The organism is Adlercreutzia sp. CNCM I-6215 (genome assembly GCF_977072315.1).
The window spans coordinates 1-26022 of sequence record NZ_CDRVMA010000019.1; the positions used below are offsets into that span (position 1 = coordinate 1).

The following is a 26022-nucleotide window of genomic DNA, read 5'->3' on the forward strand; positions in this document are numbered from 1 at the left end:
CGGGAGGGCGGCAGGACCGTCTACGATACGATAGACAACCGCAGGAGGCGGTTGGGGCTGGCGGCGTAGGCCGCTGTCCAAGTAACTGTCCGCACCCCCCTAGGGGGTGCGGAACTTTTTGAAACCCCCGCAGCCAATGCTCACGACCTGGGGTTTTGCAAATATGGAAACTTCTGCGGGCCTTCTCTCCCGCATCGAGACGCTTATAACTCAAGATTTGCTGCAGAAACGGGGAGGTTCGCCGACCGAGAGTTTTCCCAGGAAGCGAGAAAACGATGCGGTCGCTCGCTTCGGAGCCCTGCGAAGCACGGCGCGGTTGCCCGCTTTGCCGCCCTGCGAAGCGCGATGCGGTGGGTTTCTTGTCGTATTCGTGTATCTGCAGGCTCCTTTGGCGGTGATTTGCGTTGCAAACGAATGGGCATCGTGTACAATGTCCTGCATAAATGCCGCCTTTGGGCGGACCGCAGGGCGCGCCCGAGCAACGACGCGCGGAAACGAGACAAACGCAGCAGTAAAACGCAACAGGTGTGGAGGACGAAATGCCGAACATTCCAGGCTCTGAACATTTGGCCGTCATCAAGGTCGTCGGTGTCGGCGGCGGCGGCACGAACGCCGTGAACCGCATGGTGGAGGCCGGCGTGCGCGGCGTGGAGTTCATCGCCGTGAACACTGACCGCCAGGCCCTTCTCATGTCCGATGCCGACAAGACCATCCACATCGGCGAGGAGCTGACCCGTGGTCTCGGCGCCGGCGCCAACCCCCAGGTGGGCTGTCAGGCCGCCGAGGAGAGCCGCGCGGAGATCCGCGAGGCTCTGGCCGAGGCCGACATGGTCTTCGTCACCGCTGGCGAGGGCGGCGGCACGGGCACCGGCGCGGCCCCCATCGTGGCCGAGATCGCCCGCGAGGAGATCGGCGCCCTTACCGTGGGCGTCGTCACCAAGCCCTTCTCCTTCGAGGGGCGCCTTCGCCGCAATCAGGCCGACCAGGGTATCGATCTGCTCTCCCAGAAGGTCGACACCCTCATCGTCATTCCCAACGACCGCCTGCTCGAGATCGTCGACAAGAAGACGTCCATGATCGACGCCTTCCGCATCTGCGACGACACGCTTCGCCAGGGTATCCAGGGCGTCACCGACCTCATCACCATCCCCGGCCTCATCAACCTCGACTTCGCGGACATCCGCACGGTCATGAAGGATGCCGGCACGGCCATGATGGGCATCGGCATCTCCACGGGCGAGAACCGCGCGCTGGACGCGGCCCAGCAGGCCACCTCTTCCAGCTTGCTGGAGTCCTCCATCGCCGGCGCCTCGCGTGTGCTGTTCTCCATCGCCGGCGGCCCGGATCTCACGCTGACCGAGGTCTCCGAGGCGGCCCGCACGGTGGAGGCCTGTGCCGACGAGAACGCCAACATCATCTACGGCCAGATCATCGACGAGGAGCTGAAGGACGCCGTGCGCATCACAGTCATCGCCACGGGCTTCAAGGTGGGCGCCTCCCAGTCCTCCATGGACTTCGCGCCGCGCAAGGACCTGTTCGCCTCCACTGAGCCCGCGCCCCAGCCGGTTCAGCAGGCGCCGGTCACCTTTTCGGCTCCCGCACCCACGAGCCGCTTCACGGACGAGGACTACATCCCCGACTTCTTGAAGCGTGCCCGCTAGGGGAGAGGCCGACGTTCGAATCCCATGGCACTTCCCAAGCCGACATTGCAGGCCCGCCCGTCAGCGGGCCTGTCCTTTTTAACCGACGAGTCCCTGTTTGCGGCCACAGGCGTGCGCCTGGGCTTCTCTCGCCGTCAGGGCGGGGTGAGCGAGCCCCCTTACGACGGTCTCAATTTGGGCGATCATGTGGAAGACGACCCGATGGCCGTGGCTGAGAACCGTGCGCTCCTCCTGGACGCCGCGGGCCTTGGGAGTACTCGGCTGCTTACGCTCAACCAGGTGCACGGCGATGTCGTGCTCTCTCTGGATGACGATGCGGCTGCCGCATGGGAAGCGGTGGCGCGCGCCGGGGCCGCCGGTGCCGACGGCGTGGCCGTGGCCGCGCCGGATGTGACGGCGCTTTTGTGCTTCGCCGACTGCACCCCGGTCATCGTCGTGTCCCCGTCGGGGGCTTACGCCGTGGCCCACGCGGGGTGGCGCGGGGCGCTCGCCGGCATTCCCGCCAAGGCCGTGGCGGCGCTGGCAGCCCTCGATGTCCGTGCGGGACGAGCCGTCGATCCTTCCGAATACAACGCCTACGTCGGCCCGCATATCGGCGCGGAGTGCTACGAGTGCGGCCCCGACCTCGTCGGCCGTTTCGTCGAGCGCTTCGGGGCCTCGTGCGCCCGCGGCGCCGATCACCTGGATCTGGAAGCTGCCGTGCGCGCCAGCCTCGCCGAGGCCGGTATCGCGCCGGAGCGCATCGCGTCGTCGGGGGAGTGCACCGCCTGCCGCGACGACCTTTACTTCTCGTATCGCAAAAGCGGAGGCCGCTGCGGACGCCACAGCGCCTTCGCCGGTCGAAAGGAATGAGCTTGTGAGTATTGCCGAGCGCTATCAGAGGGTGGCCGCGGAGGTGGCCGAGGCAGCGATGGCTGCGGGCCGCGCGCCCGAGGACGTGCTCCTTGTGGCCGTGTCGAAGACGGTCGGGCCTGAGGGCGTGGCCGAGGCCATCAAGGGCGGCGCCCGGGATTTCGGGGAGAACCGTCCCGATCAGATCGTACTGAAGTCCGCCGCCTTCCCCGAGGCCCGCTGGCACTTCATCGGCAATATCCAGTCGCGCCGCATTCCCGAGATCGTCGCCTCCGCAACGCTCATCCACTCCCTGTACCAACGACGCCATGCCGAGAAGATCGACCGCGCGGCCGCGGAGCTTTCCAAGGTGCAGGACGTGCTCATCGAGGTGAATGTGTCGGGCGAGGCGTCGAAGAGCGGGGTGGCGCCGGCCGAGGCTGCCGAGCTCGTGCGCGCAGTGGCCGCCCTGCCCCACGTGTCCGTGCGCGGGCTTATGACCATGGCCCCTGCCGGCGACGCGCAGGCGGCCCGCGAGGCCTTCGCGGGACTAGCTGAACTTGCCGCCCAGATTCGCTCCCAGCTTCCCGCCGATGACGCCGCCGTTTTCACGGAGCTCTCCATGGGCATGAGCGACGACTGGCGCGAGGCGGTGCCCCTGGGGGCTACCATTGTTCGCGTCGGGCGGGCCATCTTTAGTGAATCTTATCAGGAGTAGCCTTCAAGCTGGTATGATGATCGAGAACACTGCGGGGCCGCAAGCGCCCCTTTAGACCTTAGAACCACGGCGGGCGGCACCGCCCACACGAAGCAGGAGGCTCCATGGACGGCAAGAGCATGTTCGGCGATATCAAGTCGAAGCTGGGTTTCGGCCGTAAGAACGATTACGAGGAGTTCTACGAGGACTACGAGGAATTCGAAGAGGGCGACGACTACGGCGAGTACGGCTACGACGAGTCCTACGAGCGCACGTCCGGCTCGGCCTATGACCCCTACGACTCGGTGACCACCCGCGAGCCCGGCGAGCGTTCCCGTGGCCGCTCCTCCATGCCCCGTCTCGTCTCCATCGACGACGTGCGCGCCCGCACGGCGGTCCCCACGCTGCCCGACGACGATGCGCCCGCGAGCCGCCGCGGCTCCTCCAGCTCGTTCCGCACGATGGTCGATTCCTCGCTGCCGCCGCAGATGACCCCGGAGGGCACGGCCGCTGCCTCGGCCGCCGCCTCGGCGGTGCATCACGCCCGCTCCGAGGGTTTGAACTCACTGTTCGAATCCACCACGCCTCCGACCGATACGCGCCCGACGAGCTCGCGGGGCGCTTCTGCCTCCGCTTCCGGTTCGCGCTTCACCCCCTCTCGCACGCTGAAGGTGGTGGCTCCCGGCGCCTACAACGACGCCGAGGCCGTCTCCACGGCGCTCAAGCTCGGCAATGCGGTGGTGCTGAATTTGGCGGCCACTCCCGATGCGCTGGCCAAGCGCATCCTGGACTTCTCCTTCGGCGTGGCCAGCGCGCTGGATGCGAACGTGGAATGTGTGGGCAACAAGGTGTTCGCCCTCACTCGCATCGACGAGCTCACCGAGGCCGAGCGCTCCTACCTGCGCACTCAGGGCATCATCTAGCGCTTGGCGCGCCCTTAAGACCTTCCGACTAAGGAGCCTTTGAACTATGCTGACCTACCTCCTCGTGAGACTGGCCGACGCCTACTCCATGATCATCTTCATCTACGTGATGATGTCCTGGCTGCCGAACACCCAAAGCGGCATCATCGGCGACATCTACCGCGCTCTGGGAAAGCTGTGCGACCCGTATTTGAACTTGTTCCGAAAATTGATTCCGCCCCTTGGAGGAATGGTGGACGTGACTCCCATCATCGCTCTGCTTGTATTACAATTCGGGGTACGTTTGCTGGTGATGATTTTCTAAATTCAGACGGCCGGCATTCCGACGTGTCAGCGACGTAACATCGTAAGAAACTGAGGTACCTACATGGCAATCACCGCTTCCGACATCCACAATCAGAGCTTCTCCATCGACCGCAAAGGCTACGATGTGGATGAAGTGGACGTGTTCCTCGAGCATGTCGCCGACGAGATCGATATTTTGAACGACACGATCGCGCACCTTCAGGATCAGCTGGAGGCCGATCGTTTCAGCGGCTTCGACGCGCCTGCCGCCTCCACGGTGGCCATCACCGAGGTGGCCGCGGCGACCGTCGACACCTCCGAGTACGACGCTCAGCTCGCCCAGAAGGACGCTGTCATCGCCGATCTGGAGCGCCAGCTTTCCGACAAGCGCGCCGACGACAATGCCATCGCCCAGGCTCTCATCATCGCCCAGCGCTCGGCCGACGAGATTCTCGCCAAGGCCAACGCGAACGCCACCGAGACCATTCAGGACGCCCGTGACGAGGCCCAGCGCATCATCGATCGCGCCAACACCGACCGTCAGGACGTCATCGATGCCATCCGCAAGCTGCAGGACGACCGCGAGGACGCCCGCGAGGAGTACGCCGACCTGCTGAAGGACATCATCTCCGACGCTTCCCGCAAGTTGGCCGACATCGGCGCCAACGTGCCGGCTGCCGCCACGGCGCTGGATGGCGAGTACGACGTGGTGCCCGGCCTCACCGGCAACTTCGAGATCGACGAGTACGTGGCGCCTTCCGCCTACGTGACGCCCCAGGCTCCGGCCGCCGTCGTGGCCGCCGCCACCCCGGTTGCCTCTCCCTACGAGAAGGATCTCTCCGGCTTCGGCGACGCCGACGACTTCGAGTTCGAAGAGATCGACTAACCAACCGAGGAAATCTCCCTGGTAGAACGGAAAAGGCCCCACGGGGCCTTTTCTTTATGGTGCAAGCAATGTTTTAGATGCCCGCGAAGCTTTCCCCGAAGACCTTCTGCATATAGCTCTTCCGGTGGCGCGGATGCACCGCTTTCAGCACCTCCTCGAATTCCTCGCGAGTCACGTCGAACTGCTTCATGTAGCGAGTGATGAACCGTTCGCGTATCTCCTGCGCGGTAGAGACGCCCTCTTCTGTAAGCTGCACTTTAATCTTTCCGGATCCCGCTACCTTCTCTCGTTCGACGTAGTGTTTTACGCGACTGAGGCTGCGCACGGCGTTCGATACCGCGCTGTTGGATACCTTGAGAAGATGGGATATCTCCGCGCACGTGAGCACGGTGCCTCGCTCGAGCAGCAGCATGAGGATGCGGGCGTCGAGGAGGCTTAGGTTGTAGGTGCTCTTGAACCAACTGACTGCGCTGAGAAGATAGATCCTCGTTACGAAGGGGTAGAAGGCTTGTCCCGGCAGCTCGAGGGCGGCTTGAATGGGGTAGTTGCTATGCTCGATGAGCTTTGCACCCGAGGAGAGATAAATCTGCGTAGTTTGGGGGCCGATGAGGCTCCAGTATTCTTGGGAGTACTCGACGAGCGCCGTTGTGCATCGGCCGAGCTCTCGCTCGCCGTCTTTAGTAACGACCGCCCAAACAGCCTTGAGATCGTTCCGACTGTCGGCCTTTTCGATGAATCCCAGCGCTTCCAGATTCTTGGCGGCATCGCTTATGGTGCTGGCGCTGAGATACAGGGCCTCGGCCAGCGTATGGATGCGCGCCCGCTTGTCGGGGGTCATGCTGAGGAAAAAGAGCATACGGTATTCGGTTAGAGTGAGCTCAGTTTCGCCCTCGATGATGTCCTCGACGAGTCGGCAGTAAAGGGTCAATCCTGTGATCATGTCGGAAATAGGAGCTGCGCTTTCCATGCCCTGCCTCCTCGCATTGTTCGCATGCATTTCGGGAAGCTTCCTTTTCCAGTGCCGGCAGAGGACCCCTCCGTCCCGCCCGGAAACCTTCATGTCACATATTACGGGAACCAACGCGTTCTTGCACGGGTTGTGTGGGAAGAATTGTTCGATAGCGAAAATATCAGTTAAACGAAAACTTCTCCAACTGATGCTCCGCATTGCCAACCCTTGCCTGGAAATCGAGCGCTCTGAAGCGCAAACTGTGGTTAGTCTTGAGGAAGACGGAAGGGTTTTTCGAAGCTCGATCAGAGGAGGAATGATGGAAAACGCATTGAGCCGCAGGAATTTTATCGGAGGTGCCCTCATTGCTGGAGCGGGCATGGTAGGTGCCGCAGCTTTGTCCGGGTGCGCCGGAAAGGCCTACGCGAAGCAGGACACCACCGGCATTAAGTGGGACAAGGAGGCCGACGTCGTCATCGTGGGCGGCGGTGCGGCGGGGCTTTGGGCCGCCGTGCAAGCCTACGACAACAACCTCTCCGCTATTGTGCTGGAAAAGCAGCCCGAGGAGTCGGCCGGCGGCGATGTGCGCTGCTGCGGCGGTTATCTGTTCCCCATATCGACTGATCCCAACGTGCTGATGAGCACTGGCTCGTTCGGTGAAGCCAACGAGGATCTGGTCTACGGCATCGACGAGTACGGTACCGACGCCATCGATTGGCTCGTTGCCCACAAGTACATGGAGTGGGCCGATCAGCCCTATGTGGTCATCGATGGCGCGGGCCCGGGCATCTACAAGGGACTGCTGCAGGCGGCGATCGACGCCGAGGCCGAGATTCTCTACGAGACCCCGGGCTTATCTCTCATCACCAGCGACGAGGGGGAGGTGGTTGGCGTGGTGGCCGGCACCAAGGACGAGCCCCTCAATGTGAAGGCGCATTACGGCGTGCTTCTGGCCACAGGCGCCTATACCATGAATAAGGAGCTCATGGCGAACTTTCACCTCATGGGCATGGATTACTTCTCGGTCGGCTCGCCCCATCTGACGGGCGACGGCCTCATTATGGCTGGCGAGCTGGGGGCGAAGCTCTCCAAGTTGGCCAAGGGCTACGAGATCATGTACCTTACTTCCAAAGCGGCTAGCAAGGAGATCGGTACGGGCATGTTCTGTTTGCCCCCCGACAACGGCAGCGTCATGATCGTCAACCAGAACGGCGACCGGTTCATCGACGAGTTCTGCTCGTTCACCCACAATAAATCCACTTTGCCGCTGTTCGACTTCGAAGGCGACATGATGCAGTGCCGCGCCGACGGTGCCCATTATGTGAACTCCTCGATGTTCGAGATCGTGGATCAGGCGACTTTTGATGCCTTCACCTTGGGTAACGCCAACGCTGGTTGCAGCTGGGCCAACTGCATGCCCGAGGAGGTGGGCGGCTACATCTGGAGCGCGGACAACCAGGCCGAGCTCGAGAAGGGCTGGATCATGCGCGGCGAGACGGTGGCGGACATCGCCGAGGCCATCGGCATCAGCGCTGAGAAGCTGCAGGCCTCCATCGACAAGTACAATGCCGATTGCGCTGCCGGAGTCGATGCCTTTGGCCGCAACCCCGAGAAGATGGCTCCTTTGGGCGATGGCCCTTACTACGCCATCGAGCTTGCGCCTTCCATTATCTACACCATCGGCGGTCTGACCACCGACGAGTACGGTCGCACGCTCACATGGCGCAACGAGCCCATTCCCCGTTTGTACAGCGCGGGCAACATCGGCAACGTGGTCACCTATATGCAGCCTATCGCCGTCAACGGCTGCTGGGGCCAGGCCGGCGTGGCGATCAGCAGCATCGCCGAGCTGGAGCCGTGGGACTTTGATCTCGAGTAATTTCGGCTCAATAGCGAGAACAAGGACGGTACCATCATGAACAAGAAACTATTTCTGGGCAGCATGCTTTTGGGCGTGGCGCTCGTGGCGGCGCTGGCCGGCTGTGCGCAGCAGGCACTCTCTTCCACAGGAAGCGCGATTGACTGGAACGGCATAACGTCTGTTCAAGCCACACCTAAGGACAAGGTGAAGTTCAAGCTGACCGAGGAGTCGGAATGCGATGCCTGCCATGACTCGGAAGTGGCCTCCGCTCAAAACGAGCTCTGCCTTGCCGGCATCGAGGACCACCAGGACATTGGCTGCCTCGATTGCCATACGAAGGATAAGGCTCTGGAGGGGGCCCACCGCAAGCTTTCGGCTGACAGCAAGGAGGCCGACAGTCTGAAGCGCACAGAGGTGACCGATCAGACCTGCTTGAACGAAGACTGCCACAACTATGACGAGATGATCGCGAACATTCCCGACGACAAGCTTTTGGTGGATGCCAACGGCACGACGGTGAACCCTCATGAGATTCACAATGTGGGCACTTCCCACGGGGACATCAAGTGCTCCGACTGCCATCTGACGCACAAGGAGGGGGAGGCCTATCAAACAGCCACCGACAAGTGCCTCAGCTGCCACCACGAGAACGTTTACGAGTGCGGTACCTGCCACTAGGCGGCTCCGCGAATCATTGAAAAGGAGTGCGTAAGATGAGTATCTCGACGACTGCTCTCGATAGACGCAGCGCTGTGAAGATCGCGGCGGCCGCTTCCCTTCTTGCCGCCGGTGGAGCGTGCATCTTCATGGTGGACGCGGCACACGCCGAAGACGAGGGTCGGGCCGAGGGCGGCAGGGAAACGGGTCCCTACGCTGGCCGCGTGGGCTTTCTCGTGAAGCCGCACAATTGTCTCAACTGCCAAGCTTGCGTTGAGGCTTGTCGCAAGTTCAACAAGACCCCCGAATCGCGCCCGGCTCGCCGCCACATTACCAAGTACGAGAAAGACGGCGAGGCGCTGTTTGTGTCGACGTCCTGCATGCACTGCGAGGAGCCGGCCTGCGCGTCGGTGTGCCCTGCCGGAGCCATCAAGAAGGCGGAGGACGGGGTGGTCTACGTCGATAAGGATCGCTGCATCGGCTGCAAGTACTGCTACCAGGCCTGCCCCTTCGGCGTGCCCACCTACAGCTCGGCCGCTATGGACAAGTGTGACTGCTGCACCCTGGGCGGCACGCGCCCGGGCAACGCCCCGCGTTGCGCCGAGGCCTGCAAGTTCGGGGCGCTTCACTTCGGCACGGTAGACGAGCTTCTGGCCCAGTGTCCCGACGCCAAGGTGGTGGAGGCGTCCACGAAACCGTCCTTCTATTTGGCCTAGCCGATAGATGACCGGGGCGCGCCTGAGTGCCGCGCCCCACCGTGAAAACCATTTCGTGCTAAGGAGAGAGAATGGAAGGATTGCAAGATATTTGGGGCTGGCAGCCCGCCCTGTACCTGTTTTTGGGCGGCATGGGCGCCGGCGCGTTCATCGCTGCCATGGTGGTGTACTTCAGGGAGGGCGACAAGGCGCGCTCCACGGTGTTCGCGTCGCTTGTGGCCGCTGTTGTCTGCCTCGCCGTGGGCCTGCTGCTGCTTTTGAGCGAGCTCATCACGCCCTTGCGCGGTATGATGATGTGGCAGAGCTTCTCGAACTTCGGCTCGTGGATGACCTTCGGCGCCTGGATCGTGTTCGCGGCTCTCGTGGTATTCGCTCTTGAGGCCATCGTCGTCTGGGAGAAGACGGCCGGGGCTTTGGCGAAGCGCATCAAGGGCTTCGACGGGTATGCGCCGAAGCTGGCGCGCGCGTTAGGCGTCGTCAGCTGCGTGCTGGGCTTCTGCGTGGCGGTGTACACGGGCATTCTGCTCATGAGCGCTCCGGGTGTTCCGCTCTGGAACACATTGCTCCTGCCGTGCTTGTTCACGGTGTCGGCGCTGGATACCGGCGTGGCTCTGGTGGAGGTTATCGCGCTGGCCAACCGTAAGAAGGCCGCGCTTTCCAAGGAGACGAACCGCATTTTGGAGTACGCGGTCGTGGCGCTGGTGGTGTTGGAGCTGGCAGTGTTGGCCCTCCTTTTGGTCTCCATGGCGGGCTCGCCGGTTCAGGAGTCCCACGAGGCCGCCGTTGCCGCCCAATCGGCCGCACTCATCATCGGAGGCGATCTGGCTCTGCCGTTCTGGGCGCTGGTCGTCCTGGTTGGACTGGTCTGCCCCCTTGCGGCGGCGCTTGTCGCCCTGGTGGGCAAGTCCGACAAGGCCCAGGGCGCCACGCTCTGGGGTGCTTTGGGCGCCATGATCGGCGGCTGCGCTCTGCGCTTCATCATCGTTATGGCCGGCCTTCATGCCGACCCGGTAATTGATGCGGTGTCGCAGTTACTCGGATAGCCCCCTCGACCCCTTTGGGTGATCCCCTTCCTTAAAAACGGTCCGCTGCGTAGTCGCAGTGGACCGTTTTGATTCATGGAGAGGCAGTGCAAACAGAAAGGCGAGCGGGCCTGTAAGCCGGGTTCTGTCTTGGGACGGCCATTTATCTCGAACGCGAGTCGCCCCGCGCCTCTAGCACGCAACCCGAGCGCACGGCGGGCCACCGTATGGCGCTCCTATTTGCGCTTGCTCCAGATGGGGTTTACCAAGCCGCGACGTTGCCGCCGCGCTGGTGCGCTCTTACCGCACCGTTTCAGCTTTTCTCCTGTGTCGCGCATGCTGCGCATCGCAGCATGTTCCGAGCAGGGGAGTCTTCTTTTCTGTGGCACTGATCCGTCGGGTCGCCCCGCCCAGCCGTTAGCTGGCATCTTGCCCTGCGGAGCCCGGACTTTCCTCGCACCCTGAAAGGGTACGCGGCCGTCTGGCTCGCTCGCCTGTGGTATTGTAGCAGAACTTGCTTCACCCTGGTCGAACCACACGAGTGACACACCGTGTCATCCTGAGCGGAGCGCGCAGCACGAGGTCGAAGGATCTAGCGGCTCCCCGCAATGAGATCCTTCGACTTGCGCTCGCTTAAGGATGACATGGTGAATGTGAATGGAGGATATGTTTTGAGCACGGTCGCATTAGTTGGCGCATCGGATTTCAATGCCGCTCACTTTGCCGCCCATTGGAAAGAGGGCGCCTTCGATGCGGTCATCGCCGTGGACGGGGGGTTTGCCTCCCTGGCAGCTGTGGACTGCGCGCCTGATCTGGCCATGGGCGACTTCGACTCGCTGGGATACGTGCCCGAGGGCATGTCCGTGAAGGCGTTTTCGCCGGAGAAGGACGCGTCGGATATGGAATTGGCTTTGGAGGAGGCCCTCGCGCGCGGCGCCGATGCCGTGGAGGTGTACGGCGCGCTCGGGGGGCGGCTCGACCACACGGTGGCGAACTTGCAGCTCTTGGCCTCCTTTGCCGAGCGGGGGCTCGCTGTGGCCGCAGTGGGGGAGCGCGAGCGTATCGCGTTTCTCGTCGGCCCCGGCGAGCTGCGCCTTCCCGCGTTGCCGAGCGGTATCGTGTCGGTGTTCTCGCTGACCGATGTTTCTGCAGGGGTCGTGGAAGAAGGCTTGAAGTACGGCCTCGATGGCGTGGCCCTCACGAACCGCACGAGCTGGGGCCTTTCCAACGAGCTTGTCGGCACGCCGGCCCGCATTGCCCTGGAAAGCGGCACGCTGGCAGTGTTTTTGCCGCTCTAGCGCTGTGCCGTTCCCTATACTGGCACTACAACCATAGACTTGGGGAGCTTGCAGCCGCGTGGCGGCCGGGCAGGCTGAGAGGGGGCGCCGAATTCGCCCCGACCCGCAAAACTTGATATGGGTAATGCCAACGAAGGGAGTTTTCATGACTGACAGCCAGTCTGCCGACGCAGCACAGCCGATCACGCAGATCGACTTCGCCCGCGCCGGCGTCGTCACGCCTCAAATGGCCGCCGTTGCCGCCGCCGAGGGTCGCGAGCCGGAGGACATCCGCGCCGCCGTGGCTACCGGCCGCATCGCCATTCCGGCCAACATCCACCACGCAAGCCTCGCGCCCGCCGGCGTCGGTTCCACCCTGGAGGGCGTCCCTCTCTCCACGAAGGTGAACGTGAACCTCGGCATCTCGGGCGATCTGGCCGATGAGGCTCTGGAATGGGAGAAGGTGGACGTGGCCCTGGAACTGGGCGCTGACGCCATCATGGATCTTTCCAACTCCGGCAAGACCCGCGCCTTCCGCCGCGCGCTCGTTGAGAAGTCGCCGGCTATGATCGGCACCGTGCCCATGTACGACGCCATCGGTTACCTGGAAAAAGCGCTGATCGCCATCACGCCCGAGGACTTCCTGGAGGTGGTGCGCGCCCATGCCGAGGACGGGGTCGATTTCGTCACCATCCACGCCGGCATGAACCGCCGGGTCATCGAGTCGTTCAAGGAGACGGGGCGGCTTACCAACATTGTGTCCCGCGGCGGCTCCCTCATCTTCGCCTGGATGGAGGCCACCGGTCGCGAGAACCCCTTCTACGAGTACTACGACGAGGTGCTCGCCATCTTGCACGAGCACGATGTGTGCATCTCCATTGGGGACGCCATGCGTCCCGGCAGCGGCTACGATGCCACGGACGCCGGGCAGATCGCCGAGCTCATCGAAATTGGCAAGCTGACGCGCCGCGCCTGGGACGCCGGAGTGCAGGTGATGGTGGAAGGCCCCGGGCATATGGCGCTCGATGAGATCGCCGCCAACATGAAGCTGGAGAAGCGGCTGTGCCACGAGGCGCCCTTCTACGTGCTGGGGCCGCTTGTGACTGACATCGCCCCGGGCTACGACCACATCACGGCGGCCATCGGGGGCGCCATCGCGGCTTCTGCCGGCGCCGACTTCCTCTGCTACGTGACGCCGGCCGAGCATCTGCGCCTGCCGGACGCGAACGACGTGCGCGAGGGGCTGGTGGCTACGAAGATCGCCGCCCACGCCGCCGACATCGCCAAAGGCGTGCCCGGCGCGCGCGATCGCGACAATCGCATGAGTGATGCGCGGCGCCGCGTGGCCTGGGACGAGATGTTCGAGCTGTCGCTGGATCCGGCCCGCGCCCGCGCCGTCTTCGAGAGCGCCCCGCCTTCCACCGAGGGCACCTGCACCATGTGCGGCAAGATGTGCGCCATGAAGACCGTGAACGACATCATGGACGGTCTCGTGGTCGACCTGGATGCGGAGTAGGGGCGCCAAGGAGGCGCTGGAAGAGAATGGGGCGCGAGGCGCAGAGTCGGGTCGATCTTCGCCCCCTATCGAGGCAGAAAAATCGAGTTGTTAGACTTTTTCAGCAGGGCATTTTGCGGAAACAATGAACTAAAAAGGTCTGACCAGGCATTTTCGTAGTGTTTCCTCCTGTTTGCTCGGCATCGCGCTTGCGCAATGTCTAACAACTCGAAAAAAGTGACCAGAACGAGCACCCAGTTTGGAACAAGGAGTGAACATGCCTGTACGGGAACGTGGAAAGTGGTCGGCGGAGGCCATTCGCTGTGCCTTGAAGCTGTACGCGGTGACGGACAACGCGTGGCTCGGAGAGCGGACGCTGGCGGAATGCGTGGAAGCGGCGCTTGCCGGGGGTGCGACCTTCGTGCAGCTGCGCGACAAGCAGGCGACCGGCGATGCGCTGCGGGCCGAGGCCGCCGAGCTGCTGGCGCTCTGCCGCGATGCCGGGGTGCCCTTCGTGGTGAACGACGACGTGGAATGCGCGCTTGCCGTGGGCGCCGATGGGGTGCACGTAGGCCAGGACGACATGGCCTGCGAGCGAGCGCGGGCGCTGCTCGGCCCCGACGCCATCGTGGGCGTCTCTACCCAGACGGTGGAGCAGGCGCGGGCAGCCGAGGCGGCGGGTGCCGACTACCTGGGCGTCGGCGGCGTGACTGGCACGGCCACCAAGCCCGAGGCCGGGGTGCTCGCACCCGAGGAGTTCCGCGCTATCGTCGCAGCCGTGGATATCCCCGTCGTCGCCATCGGCGGCGTGAATGCCGCCACGGTGCCGTGCCTGTCCGAGCTGGACGTTGACGGCGCCGCCGTGGTGAGCGCTATCTTCGCCGCTGACGATATTGAGGCCGCAACACGCGAGCTTTCCCGTATCATCGAAGAAACCCTGAGTATTTAAGTCATGGTCGCCTGCTTGCCGCAGCCGCGAAAGGGGCGGCGCTCCTGGCTTCGGGCAACGCGCAGGGAGAAACGGGACGGGAATCGGAAGACCCGTTAGCGAGAAAGGAACTTCCATGCTCGGCGACGAGAACAACAACGACCTCATCGACCTCACCGCTATCGACCGCGCGAAGTGCGCGCTGCTCGTCATCGACGAGCTGGGGGACCCCACGGGCGGCCCTCTGGAGGCCGTGCTTCTGCCCTCCATTCTACAGACGGCGAAGCTCACGACCGCGGCGCGCGCGGCGGGTATGCCTGTCATCTTCACCAACGACGCCCACATTCCCGGTCTCGATCGCGAGCTGGTGCTGTGGGGCACCCACGGCATCGCCGGCACGCCCGAGGCGCAGACCTCGCCGCTTCTGGATCCGCAGCCGACCGATTACGTGGTGGAGAAGCGCCGCTACAGCGGCTTCTTTCAGACAGGGCTGCTCTTGCTGCTGAACGAGCTGGGTGTGGACACGCTCATCTGCTGCGGCATGGACACCAACATCTGCGTGAAGCACACCGTGGCCGACGCCTACTTCAACAACTTCAACATCATCGTGGTGGAAGACGCCACGGCCACCTTCCTGGTGGGCGATCAGGAAAGCGGCCTCGATTACATGAAGACCTGCTACGCGGCCAAGATCATCGATACCGATGAGGCCGTGCGCCTCATCGAGGGTTAAGCGCCTCCGCTTGACGGTTGATTGCCAGAGAAAGGCGGGCGCTCGTGCCCGCCTTCTTTTATGGCCTATGATAGGCGCATTCGATATTTCCGAGAAAGGAACGCCATGAAAGCGGTTCTCACCATTGCCGGGTCCGACTCCAGCGGCGGGGCGGGCATCCAGGCCGACTTGAAGACCATCATCGCCCACCGGCTGTTCGGCGAGAGCGTCATCACGGCGCTCACGGCCCAGAACACCACGGGCGTGTTCGGGGTGATGGACGTGGATCCCGCCTTCGTGGGCGCCCAGATGGACGCCGTGTTCGACGACATCCGCCCCGATGCGGTGAAGATCGGCATGGTGTCCTCGCCGGACATCGTGCGGGCCATTGCCGACGGGCTGCGTCGCCATCACGCCTGCAATATCGTGGTGGATCCGATGATGGTGGCTACCTCCGGCTCGGCGCTCATCGCCGATGCGGCGGTGGACGCGCTGGTGGCCGAGCTGTTCCCCCTCGCCGACGTCGTCACGCCGAACATCCCCGAGGCCGAGGCGCTCGCGGGCATGAAGATCGCGAGCGCCGATGACGTGGAGCGCGCCGCCGAGCTTATCGCCGAGCGCTGCATCGCGGCGGCTGAGACGTCGCCCGATATGGACGCGACCCCCCGCGTGCCTGCCATCATGGTGAAGGGCGGCCACGGGGTGGGTGCGCCCGATGCGGCCGACGACTACCTGCGCATGGCCGGCGGCGAGCATGTGTGGCTGCGCGGTCGGCGTGTGGAAACGGCGAACACCCACGGCACGGGCTGCTCGCTGTCGTCGGCTGTCGCCTGCGGTCTCGCCCAGGGCTTCTCGGTGGACGTGGCCGTGCGCGAGGCCAAGGCCTATGTGGCCGGCGCCCTGGGCGCAGGGCTGGACCTCGGCCGGGGGAGCGGGCCTTTGAACCACATGTGGCGCTACGGCCAGCCTCCTTGCTAGGGGCCTTGCCGCATGCGGCGAATCCCGGCCGGCGCCTCCCGCAGCCCATCCGGCATCACCGCGGTGGAAAATGCCGAGGCCGCCTTCCCGGTAGGTGATCGGGAGGGCGGCCTGGAGTGCGGGAGGGCCTGCCGTGCGGCCAGGATCGTCGGTGTCGCTGCGGCCGAGCTCGTCGAGGGCTAGGCGGAGAACACGCCCGAGCCGCATGCGTAGCCGAGGGCCATGGAGCTGACGCCCGACATGCCCACGGTAACCTCGCCGGCGGCGTAGAGGCCCTCGATGGGCGTCCCGTCCTCGCGCAGCACCTGGGAGGTCTCGTCGGTGACCACGCCGCCCTCGGTGATATGGGCGGCCCAGGTGCGCGGCGAGGCGTAGAAGGGCGGGTTCTCGATGGGGCTGTCGGGGGTGAAGATCATGCGGCCGAAGTCGGGATCCTCGCCGTTGCGGGCGATCTCGTTGTAGCGCTCGACGGTGGCCGCGAACGTGTTTTTGTCACAGCCCATCTGGTCGGCGAGCTCCTCGAGGGTGTCGGCGCGGAAGAGCTGTCCCTGGTCGATCAGGCGCTGGATGGAGCGGCCGTAGTAGCTGTAGTCGCCCTCGACGCGGCTCGTGTCGCGGTCGCTGATGAGGAACAGCACCTCGTCGGGCTGCTGCATGAGGGCCTCGGTCATGGTGTAGCGGTCAAGGGTCTCGTCGATGAACCGCTCGCCGTTCGCGTTCACGAGCAGGCAGTCGGTGTCGGCCCCGACGGTGGTCTCGTCGCAGCCGTTCTTCACGTCGGCGAAGGGGAACATCATGAGGGAGTCCATGAGCGCCACCTCGGCGCCCTCTTCCAGAGCCAGCTTGATGCCGTCGCCGTGGTGGCCGTAGACGTTGGTGGTGGGGAGGGGCGTATTCTCATCCCACGGCCACATGGTGTTGTACTCGCGCAGCATGTCGGGGTTGCCGGAGAAGCCGCCGGTGGCGAGCAGGGCGCCGCGACTCGCGCGCACATGGTAGGTGGTTCCGTCCTCGGCCACGGCCGTGAAGCCGACCACCGCGTCGCCTTCCTTCAGAAGCTCGGTCACCGGCGTGTTCAGCATGATTTCCACCGGATAGCCGTGCTCGGCGATCTGCTTGTCGAAGAAGTTGAAGTAGCCCTGGCCGCACACGCCGTCGTCGGGGGCCGACCAGTGGGGCCAGGGGTAGCCCACGATGCCGATGCAGGGCTTCCAGGCGAAGCCGTTCTCGTCGAGGAAGGCGTCGAAGGCCGACACGCACTGGGCGAAATCAAGGCTGCCGTAGTAGCCGTCGGCGCCGTAGAGCAGGCACTCCTGCAGGGCCATGAGCTCCTCGCAGTCGAACAGGGTCGTGTCGCCGGAGGCCTGCCATGCCGCGTAGCGATCCTTGATCTTGGCGAGCTCCTCGGGCGGGATCTCGGCGGCGATGGGATTGGCCAGGTCGGATTCCAGCTGGCGGGTGAGCTCGTCGGACATGGGCACGCGCAGCTCGGCGGGGGCGTTCACGTACTCCAGGTAGCCGCCCGACACCAGCGCGTTGCCGCCCACGTTGCTGCCCTTCTCCAGTACGATGACCTTCGAGGCGCCCGCCTGGGCCGCGCCTATCGCGGCGCCCATGCCGGCCGCGCCCGCGCCGGCGATGACGAAATCGCACTCAAGCTCGACGACCTCGGTGGAGAGCTCGGGGGCCGTGTAGTTCCGCTCCATGGCCTTCACGTCGCCGCCGGCCTGCTTGACGCAGTCGGTGACGGCGGCGAGGATGGCGGAGCTCGTCAGGGTGCAGCCGGTGATGGTATCGATTCCCAGGGCCTGCTGCTCGATGATGATCGCGGGGATCTCCTCGAAGGCGCGATCGGACACGCGCTCGGTCTCCTCGTGCTCGCCGATGACGATGTCGGTGATGGCGTTGTCGCTGAACGTCGCCTCAAGCACGAGGGGGCCGAACTTGCCCGTGCCCGTGCCGGTGTAGGTGCCCGAGGCGAACGAGAGCGACGGGGAGCCGGTGGTCGCCGCGGGCGTCTTCGGCGCGCAGCCGGACAGGCCGAAGATGGCGAGGTTCACGCCGGCGAGCGTTGCGCCGGCGAGGAACGTGCGGCGGGTCATGGGGAGGGCGGGGCGGTGGGAGCGGGTCATGGGCGTTTCCTTTCTCAAGAGCGTCGGACGAGAAGTCCTTATGGCTGCGCAGTGTGCCCCGTATCGCTCGAAAGCGCATCCGCCTTCGATGAAAAAGACGGTCAACTTTGTAACCTCATCTGTAACCCAGTGGCCCTCATCAGGTAAAACGTCGCCTGTCCCGTGCGCGCGACGCTTTTCGGCGCACAGGTCGGCAGATGGTCTATACTGAAACCTATGAGAGATGGGGCGCTGACAGATCGCATGGAGGGCACGGCGCGAGATGCCGGCGGCGTCCTCGGCCGCTGGCATCTCGCGCCGCCCTCCCTCGTCCCGTGCTTCTTCGGCTTCGCCTTCATGCGCGCCTACAACGACCTGATCGGCCGCCGCTTCTCCGAGGCATCTCTGGGGGCGCAATGGGCCGGGGAGGATCTCTACAGCTTGGTCATGCTGGCCGTGTTCCTGCTCTGTGCCCTTTTCGCGCGGCGCATCGCCCCGCTCTACAAGCGCCATTCCGCCTGGGCGGCGGCGATGCTCCTCGCCGTGGCGGGCGCCATGCTGGTCTCCGCGGCGCCGGCCGCCGCCGTGCCGTGGCCGTGGCTGGCCCTCGCCATGGCGGCGAGCGCGGTGGCTGGTGCCCTGTTCATCTTGCTGTGGGCCGAGCTGCATGCCTGCCTCGATCCGCTCGGCATCGTCACCTACGTGTCGGGGGCGTTCCTGCTCGGGACGGTGGGGGCCTGGGCCCTCCAGGAGGTGAGCGGAGTTCGCGAGGCCCTCGTGCTCGCGGCGCTGCCCCTCGCATCCGCCGGCTGCCTGCGCGCCTCCTTCGCGCGCATCGCGCCGGTGGACCTGCCGCGCAGCAGCTGGGGCCGCTACGACTTCCCCTGGCGCCTGATCGTGGTGCTCGGGGTGTACGAGTTCGCCTACGGGGTGCGCGAGGCGGCCCCGTCGTTCCAGTGGGACGCCTATCCTCTGGGCGTGGTGCTGGTGGCGCTGGCCGTGTTCCTCATGGCTTGCTTCTTTCTCAAGCGCACCGATTTCTCCCTCGTGTACCGAACGCCGTTTCCCCTCATGATATGCGGCTTGGCCACCGTGTCCTTCACCGCCTCGCTCGGGGCCTTCCTCTCCGACACGCTGGTGTCGGCCGGTTACGCCCTGATGTTCCTCGTGCTCACCTTCCTGCTCTGCGACCTGTCGCACCGCTACGGGGTGTCGGTGCTCGTGTTGTGCGGCGTGCAGGAGTTGACGGCGGTGTTCCGCCTGGCGGGGCACCAGGTTCCCTCCCTGTCCGATTCGCTCTCGCTGTTCGGCATGGAGGGCACCGCGGCGGTCTCGGCGCTCCTGACAGTTATGGTGGTGCTGGTGAGCGGGCTTCTGTTCTGGGGCCGGTCCTCCTCGACGCCGTGGGGCGCCGCCTTCTTCGGCGTGGGCGCCATGGCGCGCGAGAGCGACGAGCGGCGCGAGATCGTGGCGCGCTGCGCCCATGTGGCCGAGGCCCACGGGCTGTCCGCCCGCGAGCGCGAGGTGCTTGAGCTGGTGGCCCTCGGCCGCACGCCGATGCAGATCGAGCGGGAGCTGGTCATCGCCAACGGCACGCTGAAATCCCATATGCAGCGCATCTACCAGAAGCTCGGCATCCACAGCAAGCGCGAGCTGCGCGCCATGGTGGGCGCCGGGGAGTGAGGGCCTCGGCCGGGCGGCTCCCTATTGCCGAGGTGGCCGCGCCAGAGGCCGCTCCTCCGTCTCTCTGCAACGTCCCCTTCCCGGCCCCGCTTCGGCGGGGCATTCTTTATCCCTCAGGTACTTTACAATGTAAAGTAATTTGGTTATGATTCTCTCGCATCGAACTTTACGATGTAAAGCCCGTGTAGTGTATTGCTGCACACCAAGTAGAACGATTCGTGTTGCGAATCGGATGCGAAGGAGGAACTATGGAGGGAACGAACGTATCCCGTCGCGACTTCCTGCGCGGTGCCGGCGCCATGGGCGTCGCCGCAGGGGCCCTCGCCCTGGCGGGAAGTGCGGGAGCGGTCACGGCCGTTGCCGACGAGGCGGAAGGCGCGGTGCCAGCCATCGCGGAGCTAGCGAACGAGACGGCCTGGATTCCCGTCCAAAAGGTGGCCTGCCCCGGCCCCCGTGGCCCCATCGCCTTTGGGGCCGAGGCCATTCCCGCCGACAGCATCACGGCGACCGAAGACCACGACATCGTAGTGGTAGGCGCCGGCATCGGCGGACTCATGGCGAGTCTGAAGGCGGCCGAGGAGGGCGCCGATGTGGTCTGCATCGAGAAAATGACCCGCGGTCGCGCCTGTTTCGAGTGCTTCGGCGCCGTGAACGCAAAGTGCCAGGAGGGCTTGGACATCAAACCCCAGCTGCTGCTCGATGAGCTGTATCGCAGCGCCTACTGGCGCACGCGTCCCGAGCCGGCCCGCACCTACGTACGCCGCTCTGGCGAGGCCACCGATTTTTGGCAGGCCATGTTGGACAAGGGCCCCAATGGCTTTCTGATTACGAAAGTGGAGGAGGCTCCCTCTACCTGCGGCATGCCCTGCTTGACCGATCTCATCCCCACCGAACTCGGGTTCTACGACAGCCCGTGCCTGCCGCCGGATGCCGGCGTGCGATCGGGCTATTCGGGCATGTACGTGTGCCTGGAGATGCAAGAGGTTGCCAAGCAGTACGACAATCTCGACATCCGTTTCGAAACCCCGGGCGTGCAGCTCGTGCGCGAGGGCGATGGCCCGGTCACGGCCGTTATCGCCAAGAACGCCGACGGCTCCTACGTGCAGCTGAACGCCGCCAAGGGAGTTATCATCGCCACAGGCGGCTACGATGCGAATCCCGAGCTCATGGAGGCTTGGACCCGTCCGGAAGATTACGCCTCTTCCAGCTGGTGGAACCCCGGCTGGGGCACGACCGGCGACGGTCATCTCATGGGCATCCAGGTGGGCGCTCAGATGGATCCGTGCCCGCAGCCGGTCATGAACTTCCGTTGGGGCAACCCCGACTCCTTCTACGATGCCCGCACGTGGAACGCCATCTACTTCGCCATCCTCGTCAACGGGGACGGGCAGCGCTTCGTGCGCGAGGACCTGCCGTTCCAAAGCGTGTCGAATGCCCAAAACGCCCAGCCCGACTACGGCGCGAACTGCTGGGAGGTGTTCGACGAGAACATGATGGAGGGCATGGACGACGCCGCCATCGAGGAGTTCAAGGCGAAGGGCTGGCTCTTCGAGGGCGCCACACCCGAGGAGCTGGCCGAGGCCTGCGGCGTTGACGCGCAGGGCCTCGCCGACACCATCGCCCGCTACAACGGCTTCTTTGCCGAGGGCGTGGACGAGGACTTCGATCGCGACCTGGCCATGACCATGCCGTTCACGGGCTCGCGCTACTTCGCGCTCACGACCAACAGCTGCATCCTCGCCACGGTGGGCGGTCTGACCATCGACGGCAACGCCCAGGTGCTCGATGTGAACAACAAGCCCATCGGCGGCCTGTATGCCACCGGCAACGCCTCGGGCAATTTCTTCGCGGGCAACTACCCGCGTCATATTCCGGGAACGTCCATCGGCCGCGCCATCACCTTTGGTTATGTGGCCGTCGAGCATGCCTTGAAGGGGGAGTAAACGATGAGAAAAAACGCAATCAAGCTGGTAGTGCTGGCCTGCACGCTGGCCTTGGGCGCTGCCTTGGCCGCCTGCACTCCGCAAGAGTCCGCCACTCAGGCGAACCAGGCTGCCGGGGGCGTCGCCGAGGAGCAGGTTGACGCGACAGCCGAGGCCGGCATGTACCAGTCCGACGAGCAGTGCCTGTCCTGCCATGGCGGCTCCTACGAGGCGCTGGCCTCCACGACGGCCGACTATGGTCTGAGCAATCCGCACAACTCCATTCACGGCGGCTACAACTCCTGCGTGAACTGCCACGCGAAGGACAAGGAGATCACCGACAACAAGTGCGACAACTGCCATACCTGGCCCCATAACCCGGAAACGGGCCCGGGAGCCGGCCTTCAGAACGCTCCGCAGTAAGAGCGTGCCCTCGAAGGTTTGAAGCTCCATCTGGATTTCGAATGGCGAAAAAGGCGGCGCGTCCGGCAGGGCGCGCCGCTTCTCTATACTGGGAGGCGATGAGAGGAATCGCGGTTCTGGATGAGCGAGGAAGGAGAGGCCATGGCTCGAAAAGCTGCGGTCGAGGAGCGCCCGGCGCTTACCCGCGAGCGCATTGTGGCCGCGGCCTCCGACCTCATTGAGCGAGATGGCATCGGCGCGTTCACCATGCGCTCCCTGGGTCGGGAGCTGGGCGTGTCGGCCATGGCCGTCTACAGCCACTTCGATTCCCGGGATGCCATTCTCGTGGCCGTGCTTCGGCGGCTGATGGCGTCCATGAACACCGATCCGGTGCCGGGGGAGACCTGGGATGACACGCTGCGGCGGACGATGACCTCCATCTATCAGCTGGAGATGGCCCATCCTGAGCTGGCCACCATAGAGGTAGTTCCCCAGGCAGGGGAAAACGGTCTGGCCGAGCACACCGACAAGATCGTGAACCTGCATCTGGCCCAAGGGATGCCCGAGCCGGTGCTGACCCAGGCCTGGGCCTTGGTGGACGCCTATCTGACGGGCTTTATCGGCAACGCCATCGCGGTTCGGGCGAATGAGCCCTCCGCCGATTGCGGAGTTTCAAACGCGCGAGCAGTTGAAGAAGGGGGCAGTGCAGATTGCGCGAGCGACGATGAGCTCCCTTGGCGACGCATCGTCGCCGCCGCCTACACCGACGAGGCCTTCGCCCATGGTGTCGAGATCATCATCCAGGGCATTCGCGCCCTGGCCGCTCCCGATCCGTGCGATTGGCGCACGCCCGAGGCGTGAGTCGGGCCGCCGTCGGGTCGTCGCGTCGCGTCTTCGCCGGGCCGCTCCCCGCATTTTTCGTAATTCCCAAAATTGGGGCTTGACGGGGGGCGCTTGCTTCCGTAACATACTCACTTGCGCTCGCCGCTTTCGAGCGGTGTGGCGAGAAAGTTCTGTTGGGGTGTCGTCTAATGGCAGGACAGCGGTTTCTGGTGCCGTATGTGAGGGTTCGACTCCTTCCACCCCAGCCATTTTCTCGCGTGGCATTTCGTGGCTCCGTCGTCTAGCGGTTTAGGACGCCGCCCTCTCAAGGCGGAGGTCGCCGGTTCGAATCCGGTCGGAGCTACCAAGGAATCCGGGCCGGGAGGCGCCACGTCTCCCGGCTTCATGAAGCGCCCATGTGGCTCCGTCGTCTAGCGGTTTAGGACGCCGCCCTCTCAAGGCGGAGGTCGCCGGTTCGAATCCGGTCGGAGCTACCAAGAACTCACGAGCCGCCCTCGGGCGGCTCTTTTTGCGTCCGGCGAGTGTGGCGGAGAGGCGAGAAGGGAAGGCGTCGTGGAGTTTCTCATCGTGTGCCCGTTGGCGCTCATCGCCGGTTTCGTGGACGCCATCGCCGGCGGGGGAGGGCTCATCTCCCTGCCCGCCTACTTCTTCGCCGGACTGCCGCCCCATGCCGCCATCGCCACCAACAAGCTCTCCAGCACCTTGGGCACGCTGGTGGCCACCGTGCGCTATGCGTTGTTCGGTTACATGGTGAAGCGCTTCGTTGTCGCAGGCGTCGCCTGCGGCCTGGTCGGCTCGGCCATCGGCGCGAATCTGGCGCTTCTGGCCGACGCCTCCGTGCTCACCGTGGTGATGCTCGTGGCGCTTCCCCCCGTGGCGTTCCTCGTGTTCCGCTCCAAGAACCTCGACCGTTTCGCCGAACGTCCCTTGCCCCCGCGCCAGGCCCTTGCGGCCACGGCCCTCATCGCCCTGGCCGTGGGCGTCTACGACGGGTTCTACGGGCCGGGGACGGGCACCATCCTCATGCTACTGCTCGCTGCCGTGGCCCACCAGGACGTGCGCACGGCCGCCGGCGCCACCAAGGCGATCAACCTGGCCACCAACGTCGCCGCCCTGGCGGTGTTTCTCGTCAATGGTGCGGTGCTCATCCCGCTGGGGCTCGCCGCAGCGGCCTTCAATATCGCCGGCAATTGGCTCGGCTCCACCTTCTTCGACAAGAAAGGGGCGCTCATCCTGCGCCCCATTATGCTTGTGGTCATCGTGCTCTTCGCCATCCGCCTCGTCACCGATCTTTTGGCCTAGGACGCCTCCTTGCGAAGCTCTTCCGCGAAGGCGAGCAGCTCCTCGCGCTCGTTGGGGACGCGCTCGTCGATGACGGCGTCCAGGCACGCATCCAGCAGACGGCCCACCTCCGGGCCGGCCGCCACGCCGAGAGCCATGATGTCGCGGCCGTTTATGGCGAGGTGCTTCACCGTGAAGGCGGCCTCCTCTTCCAGAATCTGCTCCATGAGGGCGCGCAGCTCGTCGGCGGCATCGGCTCGGGGAGCGCAGAACGGCGCCTGGGCCAGGGCGTCGGCCCGCTTGATGTCGCAGAGGGCCGCGAACAGGTCGGTGCGTCCCCCGAGCCGCCCCAGCATGCGGCGCACGGCTCGGGCGTTGGGGGGCACCACGTCGTCGTGGGCCCGCACGAGAGGCGGCACGTCCCGGCGCAGCCAGGCAGGGAAGGGGAGGCGGTGCATGATGCCGCAGGCCAGCGACACGCTGACGGCGGCATGGCCGTAGAAGTGCTCCACGGGCCCCTCGTCGGTCTCCTCGAAGAACGCCGCTGCGGGCTTGCCCATGTCGTGGAACAGGGCGCTCCAGCGCTGCAGCGGCTCGGGAGGCGTGCGCTGCACCACCCAGGCGGTGTGCTCGAGCACATCGTATATATGGTACTTCGTCACCTGGGCGCACCCCTTCATGGCCACAAGCTCCGGCAGCACGAAGGCCAGTACATCGACGCAGGCCATAAGCGCATCGTGCACATAGTCGCCGCAGACGAAGCGCTCCAGCTCGCGGTAGACGCGCTCGCCGGACACTTGGCGCAGCAGGTTTTTGCAGGCGATCATGGCCTCGAAGGTGGCAGGGTCGATGGCCACACCGAGCTGTGAGGCGAAGCGACAGGCTCGCAGGATGCGCAGTGCGTCCTCGGAAAAGCGCGTCGTCGGGTCTCCCACGCTGCGCAGGACGCCGCGCTCCATGTCGGCCACGCCGCCGAAGGGATCGATGATCCCGCGCGCAGGGTGGTAAGCCAGGGCGTTTATGGTGAAGTCGCGCCGTTTCAGATCTTCCTCAATGGAGGAGGCTTGGGTCACGGAGTCAGGGTGGCGCCCATCGCTGTAGGTGCCGTCGGTGCGGTAGGTGGTGATCTCCAACGGCTCGCCGTCGCGCACTACCGTGAGCGTGCCATGGGCGACGCCGGTCTCCACGGTGCCCCAGCCGGCATCACGAAAGGCCTCTTGCACCGCGGGCCAGGGCAGGCTCGTCGCGATATCCACATCGTGGATGGGCCGCCCGAGCAGAGCGTCGCGAACGAAGCCGCCCACGCACCATGCCTCCCCTCCGGCCTCCTCGATGATTTCCAGAGCATCATGGGCGGCAAGAGGAAGGGGCAGCGCTTGGGGAAGATCGTCCCGAATCGCTTCGCCGGGAGCGAATTTGTTTTCACGTCCAGCACGGACAGCGACCGTCTCGTCGGGCTTTGTCGCGTCTGAAGGCCGCGATGCGTCGTTGGAGAAGCGATAAGGACGCGGTGATGTGTTGGGGTTGCGGTGAGCGGCAGTCATAGAGCTTGTCCTTAGGATCGGTGATTTATCCCTATTATACAGGGCTTTTGCGAGATAAGAAGATGCAGCGTGATGCAGCTGGGCAAAAAGTTTTAATAAATTTCAAAAAACCCCTTGCGCGAAACCCGGGGAGCTGTATCATATGCGGGCTGCCTTTTCCGGAAGTGCGGGGGCGGCGCCCCCGGCGGTCCGGGGGCCGCGTCGGGCGGGAGAGCGAAGTTGTCGAGATTTCGTGAACCGCTTGACGGGGGATGCGAGTCCCTGTAAAGTATTTCCTTGCGCCGCTCGCGAGGGCGGCGGGGCGGGAAGCCTCCCGCGGAACCTTGACAACCGGATACTGAGGATGGAATTCGAGAGA

Annotated in this window: 23 protein-coding genes, 3 tRNA genes, 1 other RNA gene and 1 riboswitch; of the genes, 23 read left to right on the plus strand and 4 right to left on the minus strand. The window is 64.7% G+C overall.

Annotated elements, in window-relative coordinates; all coding sequences use genetic code 11:
* The first annotated feature begins 539 nt into the window (after positions 1-539).
* The 6 genes from ftsZ (at position 540) to ACW4LP_RS11660 (ending at position 5283) form a co-directional block, all read left to right on the plus strand.
* The gene (gene ftsZ / locus ACW4LP_RS11635; RefSeq protein WP_022740276.1) at positions 540-1661 is read left to right on the plus strand and encodes a cell division protein FtsZ; all 1122 of its coding nucleotides are present in this window, start codon (positions 540-542) and stop codon (positions 1659-1661) included.
* 24 nt (positions 1662-1685) lie between these two features.
* A complete protein-coding gene (locus ACW4LP_RS11640; protein ID WP_173112457.1) occupies positions 1686-2513 on the plus strand; it encodes a polyphenol oxidase family protein in 828 nt (275 codons plus the stop codon).
* Positions 2514-2517: 4 nt separating this feature from the next.
* Positions 2518-3210 (plus strand): YggS family pyridoxal phosphate-dependent enzyme, encoded by a 693-nt coding sequence (locus tag ACW4LP_RS11645; RefSeq protein WP_173112460.1) that lies wholly within the window; start codon positions 2518-2520, stop codon positions 3208-3210.
* A 104-nt stretch (positions 3211-3314) separates the two neighbouring features.
* On the plus strand, positions 3315-4112 hold the full coding sequence (locus ACW4LP_RS11650; RefSeq protein WP_302222631.1) for a cell division protein SepF: 798 nt from the start codon (positions 3315-3317) through the stop codon (positions 4110-4112).
* 46 nt (positions 4113-4158) lie between these two features.
* Positions 4159-4416 (plus strand): YggT family protein, encoded by a 258-nt coding sequence (locus ACW4LP_RS11655; RefSeq protein ID WP_022740272.1) that lies wholly within the window; start codon positions 4159-4161, stop codon positions 4414-4416.
* Between the two features lie 63 nt (positions 4417-4479).
* Entirely contained in the window at positions 4480-5283 is an 804-nt protein-coding gene (locus ACW4LP_RS11660; protein WP_455803848.1) for a DivIVA domain-containing protein, read from the plus strand.
* Positions 5284-5356: 73 nt separating this feature from the next.
* Here the strand turns inward: ACW4LP_RS11660 and ACW4LP_RS11665 are convergent, their stop codons facing one another.
* Positions 5357-6250 carry a MarR family winged helix-turn-helix transcriptional regulator gene (locus ACW4LP_RS11665; RefSeq protein ID WP_173112466.1) on the minus strand — a complete coding sequence of 298 codons (894 nt, stop codon included), beginning with the start codon at positions 6248-6250 and terminating at the stop codon, positions 5357-5359.
* Positions 6251-6551: 301 nt separating this feature from the next.
* Here ACW4LP_RS11665 and ACW4LP_RS11670 point away from each other — a divergent pair, with 301 nt between their 5' ends.
* The 4 genes from ACW4LP_RS11670 (at position 6552) to nrfD (ending at position 10509) form a co-directional block, all read left to right on the plus strand.
* Positions 6552-8111, plus strand: coding sequence for an FAD-dependent oxidoreductase (locus ACW4LP_RS11670; protein WP_173112469.1), 1560 nt, complete (start codon positions 6552-6554; stop codon positions 8109-8111).
* Between the two features lie 36 nt (positions 8112-8147).
* Positions 8148-8771 carry a cytochrome c3 family protein gene (locus ACW4LP_RS11675; RefSeq protein WP_157012221.1) on the plus strand — a complete coding sequence of 208 codons (624 nt, stop codon included), beginning with the start codon at positions 8148-8150 and terminating at the stop codon, positions 8769-8771.
* A gap of 35 nt (positions 8772-8806) precedes the next feature.
* Positions 8807-9466, plus strand: a complete 660-nt coding sequence (locus tag ACW4LP_RS11680; RefSeq protein ID WP_269434848.1) for a 4Fe-4S dicluster domain-containing protein — start codon at positions 8807-8809, stop codon at positions 9464-9466.
* A gap of 71 nt (positions 9467-9537) precedes the next feature.
* A complete protein-coding gene (nrfD, locus tag ACW4LP_RS11685) occupies positions 9538-10509 on the plus strand; it encodes an NrfD/PsrC family molybdoenzyme membrane anchor subunit (protein ID WP_157012219.1) in 972 nt (323 codons plus the stop codon).
* 97 nt (positions 10510-10606) lie between these two features.
* Here nrfD and rnpB read toward each other — a convergent pair.
* Positions 10607-10981: RNase P RNA component class A (gene rnpB, locus ACW4LP_RS11690), an RNA gene on the minus strand.
* A gap of 178 nt (positions 10982-11159) precedes the next feature.
* Here rnpB and ACW4LP_RS11695 point away from each other — a divergent pair.
* The 5 genes from ACW4LP_RS11695 to thiD all read left to right on the plus strand — a co-directional run bounded on the left by ACW4LP_RS11695 (position 11160) and on the right by thiD (position 15878).
* Positions 11160-11786: a thiamine diphosphokinase gene (locus ACW4LP_RS11695; RefSeq protein WP_157012217.1), complete on the plus strand. Its 627-nt coding sequence runs from the start codon at positions 11160-11162 to the stop codon at positions 11784-11786.
* A 30-nt stretch (positions 11787-11816) separates the two neighbouring features.
* Positions 11817-11942: riboswitch (TPP riboswitch) on the plus strand.
* Positions 11932-13281: a phosphomethylpyrimidine synthase ThiC gene (thiC, locus tag ACW4LP_RS11700; protein ID WP_198161009.1), complete on the plus strand. Its 1350-nt coding sequence runs from the start codon at positions 11932-11934 to the stop codon at positions 13279-13281. (Overlaps the previous riboswitch by 11 nt.)
* Positions 13282-13537: 256 nt before the next feature.
* Positions 13538-14209, plus strand: a complete 672-nt coding sequence (thiE, locus tag ACW4LP_RS11705) for a thiamine phosphate synthase (RefSeq protein ID WP_157012213.1) — start codon at positions 13538-13540, stop codon at positions 14207-14209.
* Between the two features lie 115 nt (positions 14210-14324).
* On the plus strand, positions 14325-14921 hold the full coding sequence (locus tag ACW4LP_RS11710; protein WP_302383910.1) for a cysteine hydrolase family protein: 597 nt from the start codon (positions 14325-14327) through the stop codon (positions 14919-14921).
* A gap of 105 nt (positions 14922-15026) precedes the next feature.
* Positions 15027-15878: a bifunctional hydroxymethylpyrimidine kinase/phosphomethylpyrimidine kinase gene (gene thiD / locus ACW4LP_RS11715; protein WP_455803849.1), complete on the plus strand. Its 852-nt coding sequence runs from the start codon at positions 15027-15029 to the stop codon at positions 15876-15878.
* 179 nt (positions 15879-16057) lie between these two features.
* Here thiD and ACW4LP_RS11720 read toward each other — a convergent pair whose 3' ends face one another.
* Positions 16058-18010: an FAD-dependent oxidoreductase gene (locus ACW4LP_RS11720; RefSeq protein ID WP_455803850.1), complete on the minus strand. Its 1953-nt coding sequence runs from the start codon at positions 18008-18010 to the stop codon at positions 16058-16060.
* A 216-nt stretch (positions 18011-18226) separates the two neighbouring features.
* Between ACW4LP_RS11720 and ACW4LP_RS11725 the strand changes: the two genes are divergently transcribed.
* From ACW4LP_RS11725 to ACW4LP_RS11760, 8 genes are all read left to right on the plus strand, one after another.
* Positions 18227-19672 carry a response regulator transcription factor gene (locus ACW4LP_RS11725; protein WP_452040582.1) on the plus strand — a complete coding sequence of 482 codons (1446 nt, stop codon included), beginning with the start codon at positions 18227-18229 and terminating at the stop codon, positions 19670-19672.
* Positions 19673-19920: 248 nt separating this feature from the next.
* The gene (locus tag ACW4LP_RS11730) at positions 19921-21615 is read left to right on the plus strand and encodes an FAD-dependent oxidoreductase (RefSeq protein WP_455803851.1); all 1695 of its coding nucleotides are present in this window, start codon (positions 19921-19923) and stop codon (positions 21613-21615) included.
* 3 nt (positions 21616-21618) lie between these two features.
* The gene (locus ACW4LP_RS11735; RefSeq protein WP_302383899.1) at positions 21619-22017 is read left to right on the plus strand and encodes a cytochrome c3 family protein; all 399 of its coding nucleotides are present in this window, start codon (positions 21619-21621) and stop codon (positions 22015-22017) included.
* Between the two features lie 141 nt (positions 22018-22158).
* On the plus strand, positions 22159-22857 hold the full coding sequence (locus ACW4LP_RS11740) for a TetR/AcrR family transcriptional regulator (protein WP_455803852.1): 699 nt from the start codon (positions 22159-22161) through the stop codon (positions 22855-22857).
* Positions 22858-23013: 156 nt separating this feature from the next.
* Positions 23014-23087 (plus strand) — tRNA-Gln (locus ACW4LP_RS11745).
* A 21-nt stretch (positions 23088-23108) separates the two neighbouring features.
* Positions 23109-23185 (plus strand) — tRNA-Glu (locus tag ACW4LP_RS11750).
* A 53-nt stretch (positions 23186-23238) separates the two neighbouring features.
* A tRNA-Glu gene (locus ACW4LP_RS11755) sits at positions 23239-23315 on the plus strand.
* 76 nt (positions 23316-23391) lie between these two features.
* Positions 23392-24141, plus strand: coding sequence for a sulfite exporter TauE/SafE family protein (locus ACW4LP_RS11760; RefSeq protein ID WP_455803853.1), 750 nt, complete (start codon positions 23392-23394; stop codon positions 24139-24141).
* On the opposite strand, the gene ACW4LP_RS11765 is transcribed toward ACW4LP_RS11760, so the two are convergent.
* Positions 24138-25664: a CCA tRNA nucleotidyltransferase gene (locus ACW4LP_RS11765; RefSeq protein ID WP_173112488.1), complete on the minus strand. Its 1527-nt coding sequence runs from the start codon at positions 25662-25664 to the stop codon at positions 24138-24140. The genes ACW4LP_RS11760 and ACW4LP_RS11765 overlap by 4 nt on opposite strands.
* Positions 25665-26022 lie beyond the last annotated feature (358 nt).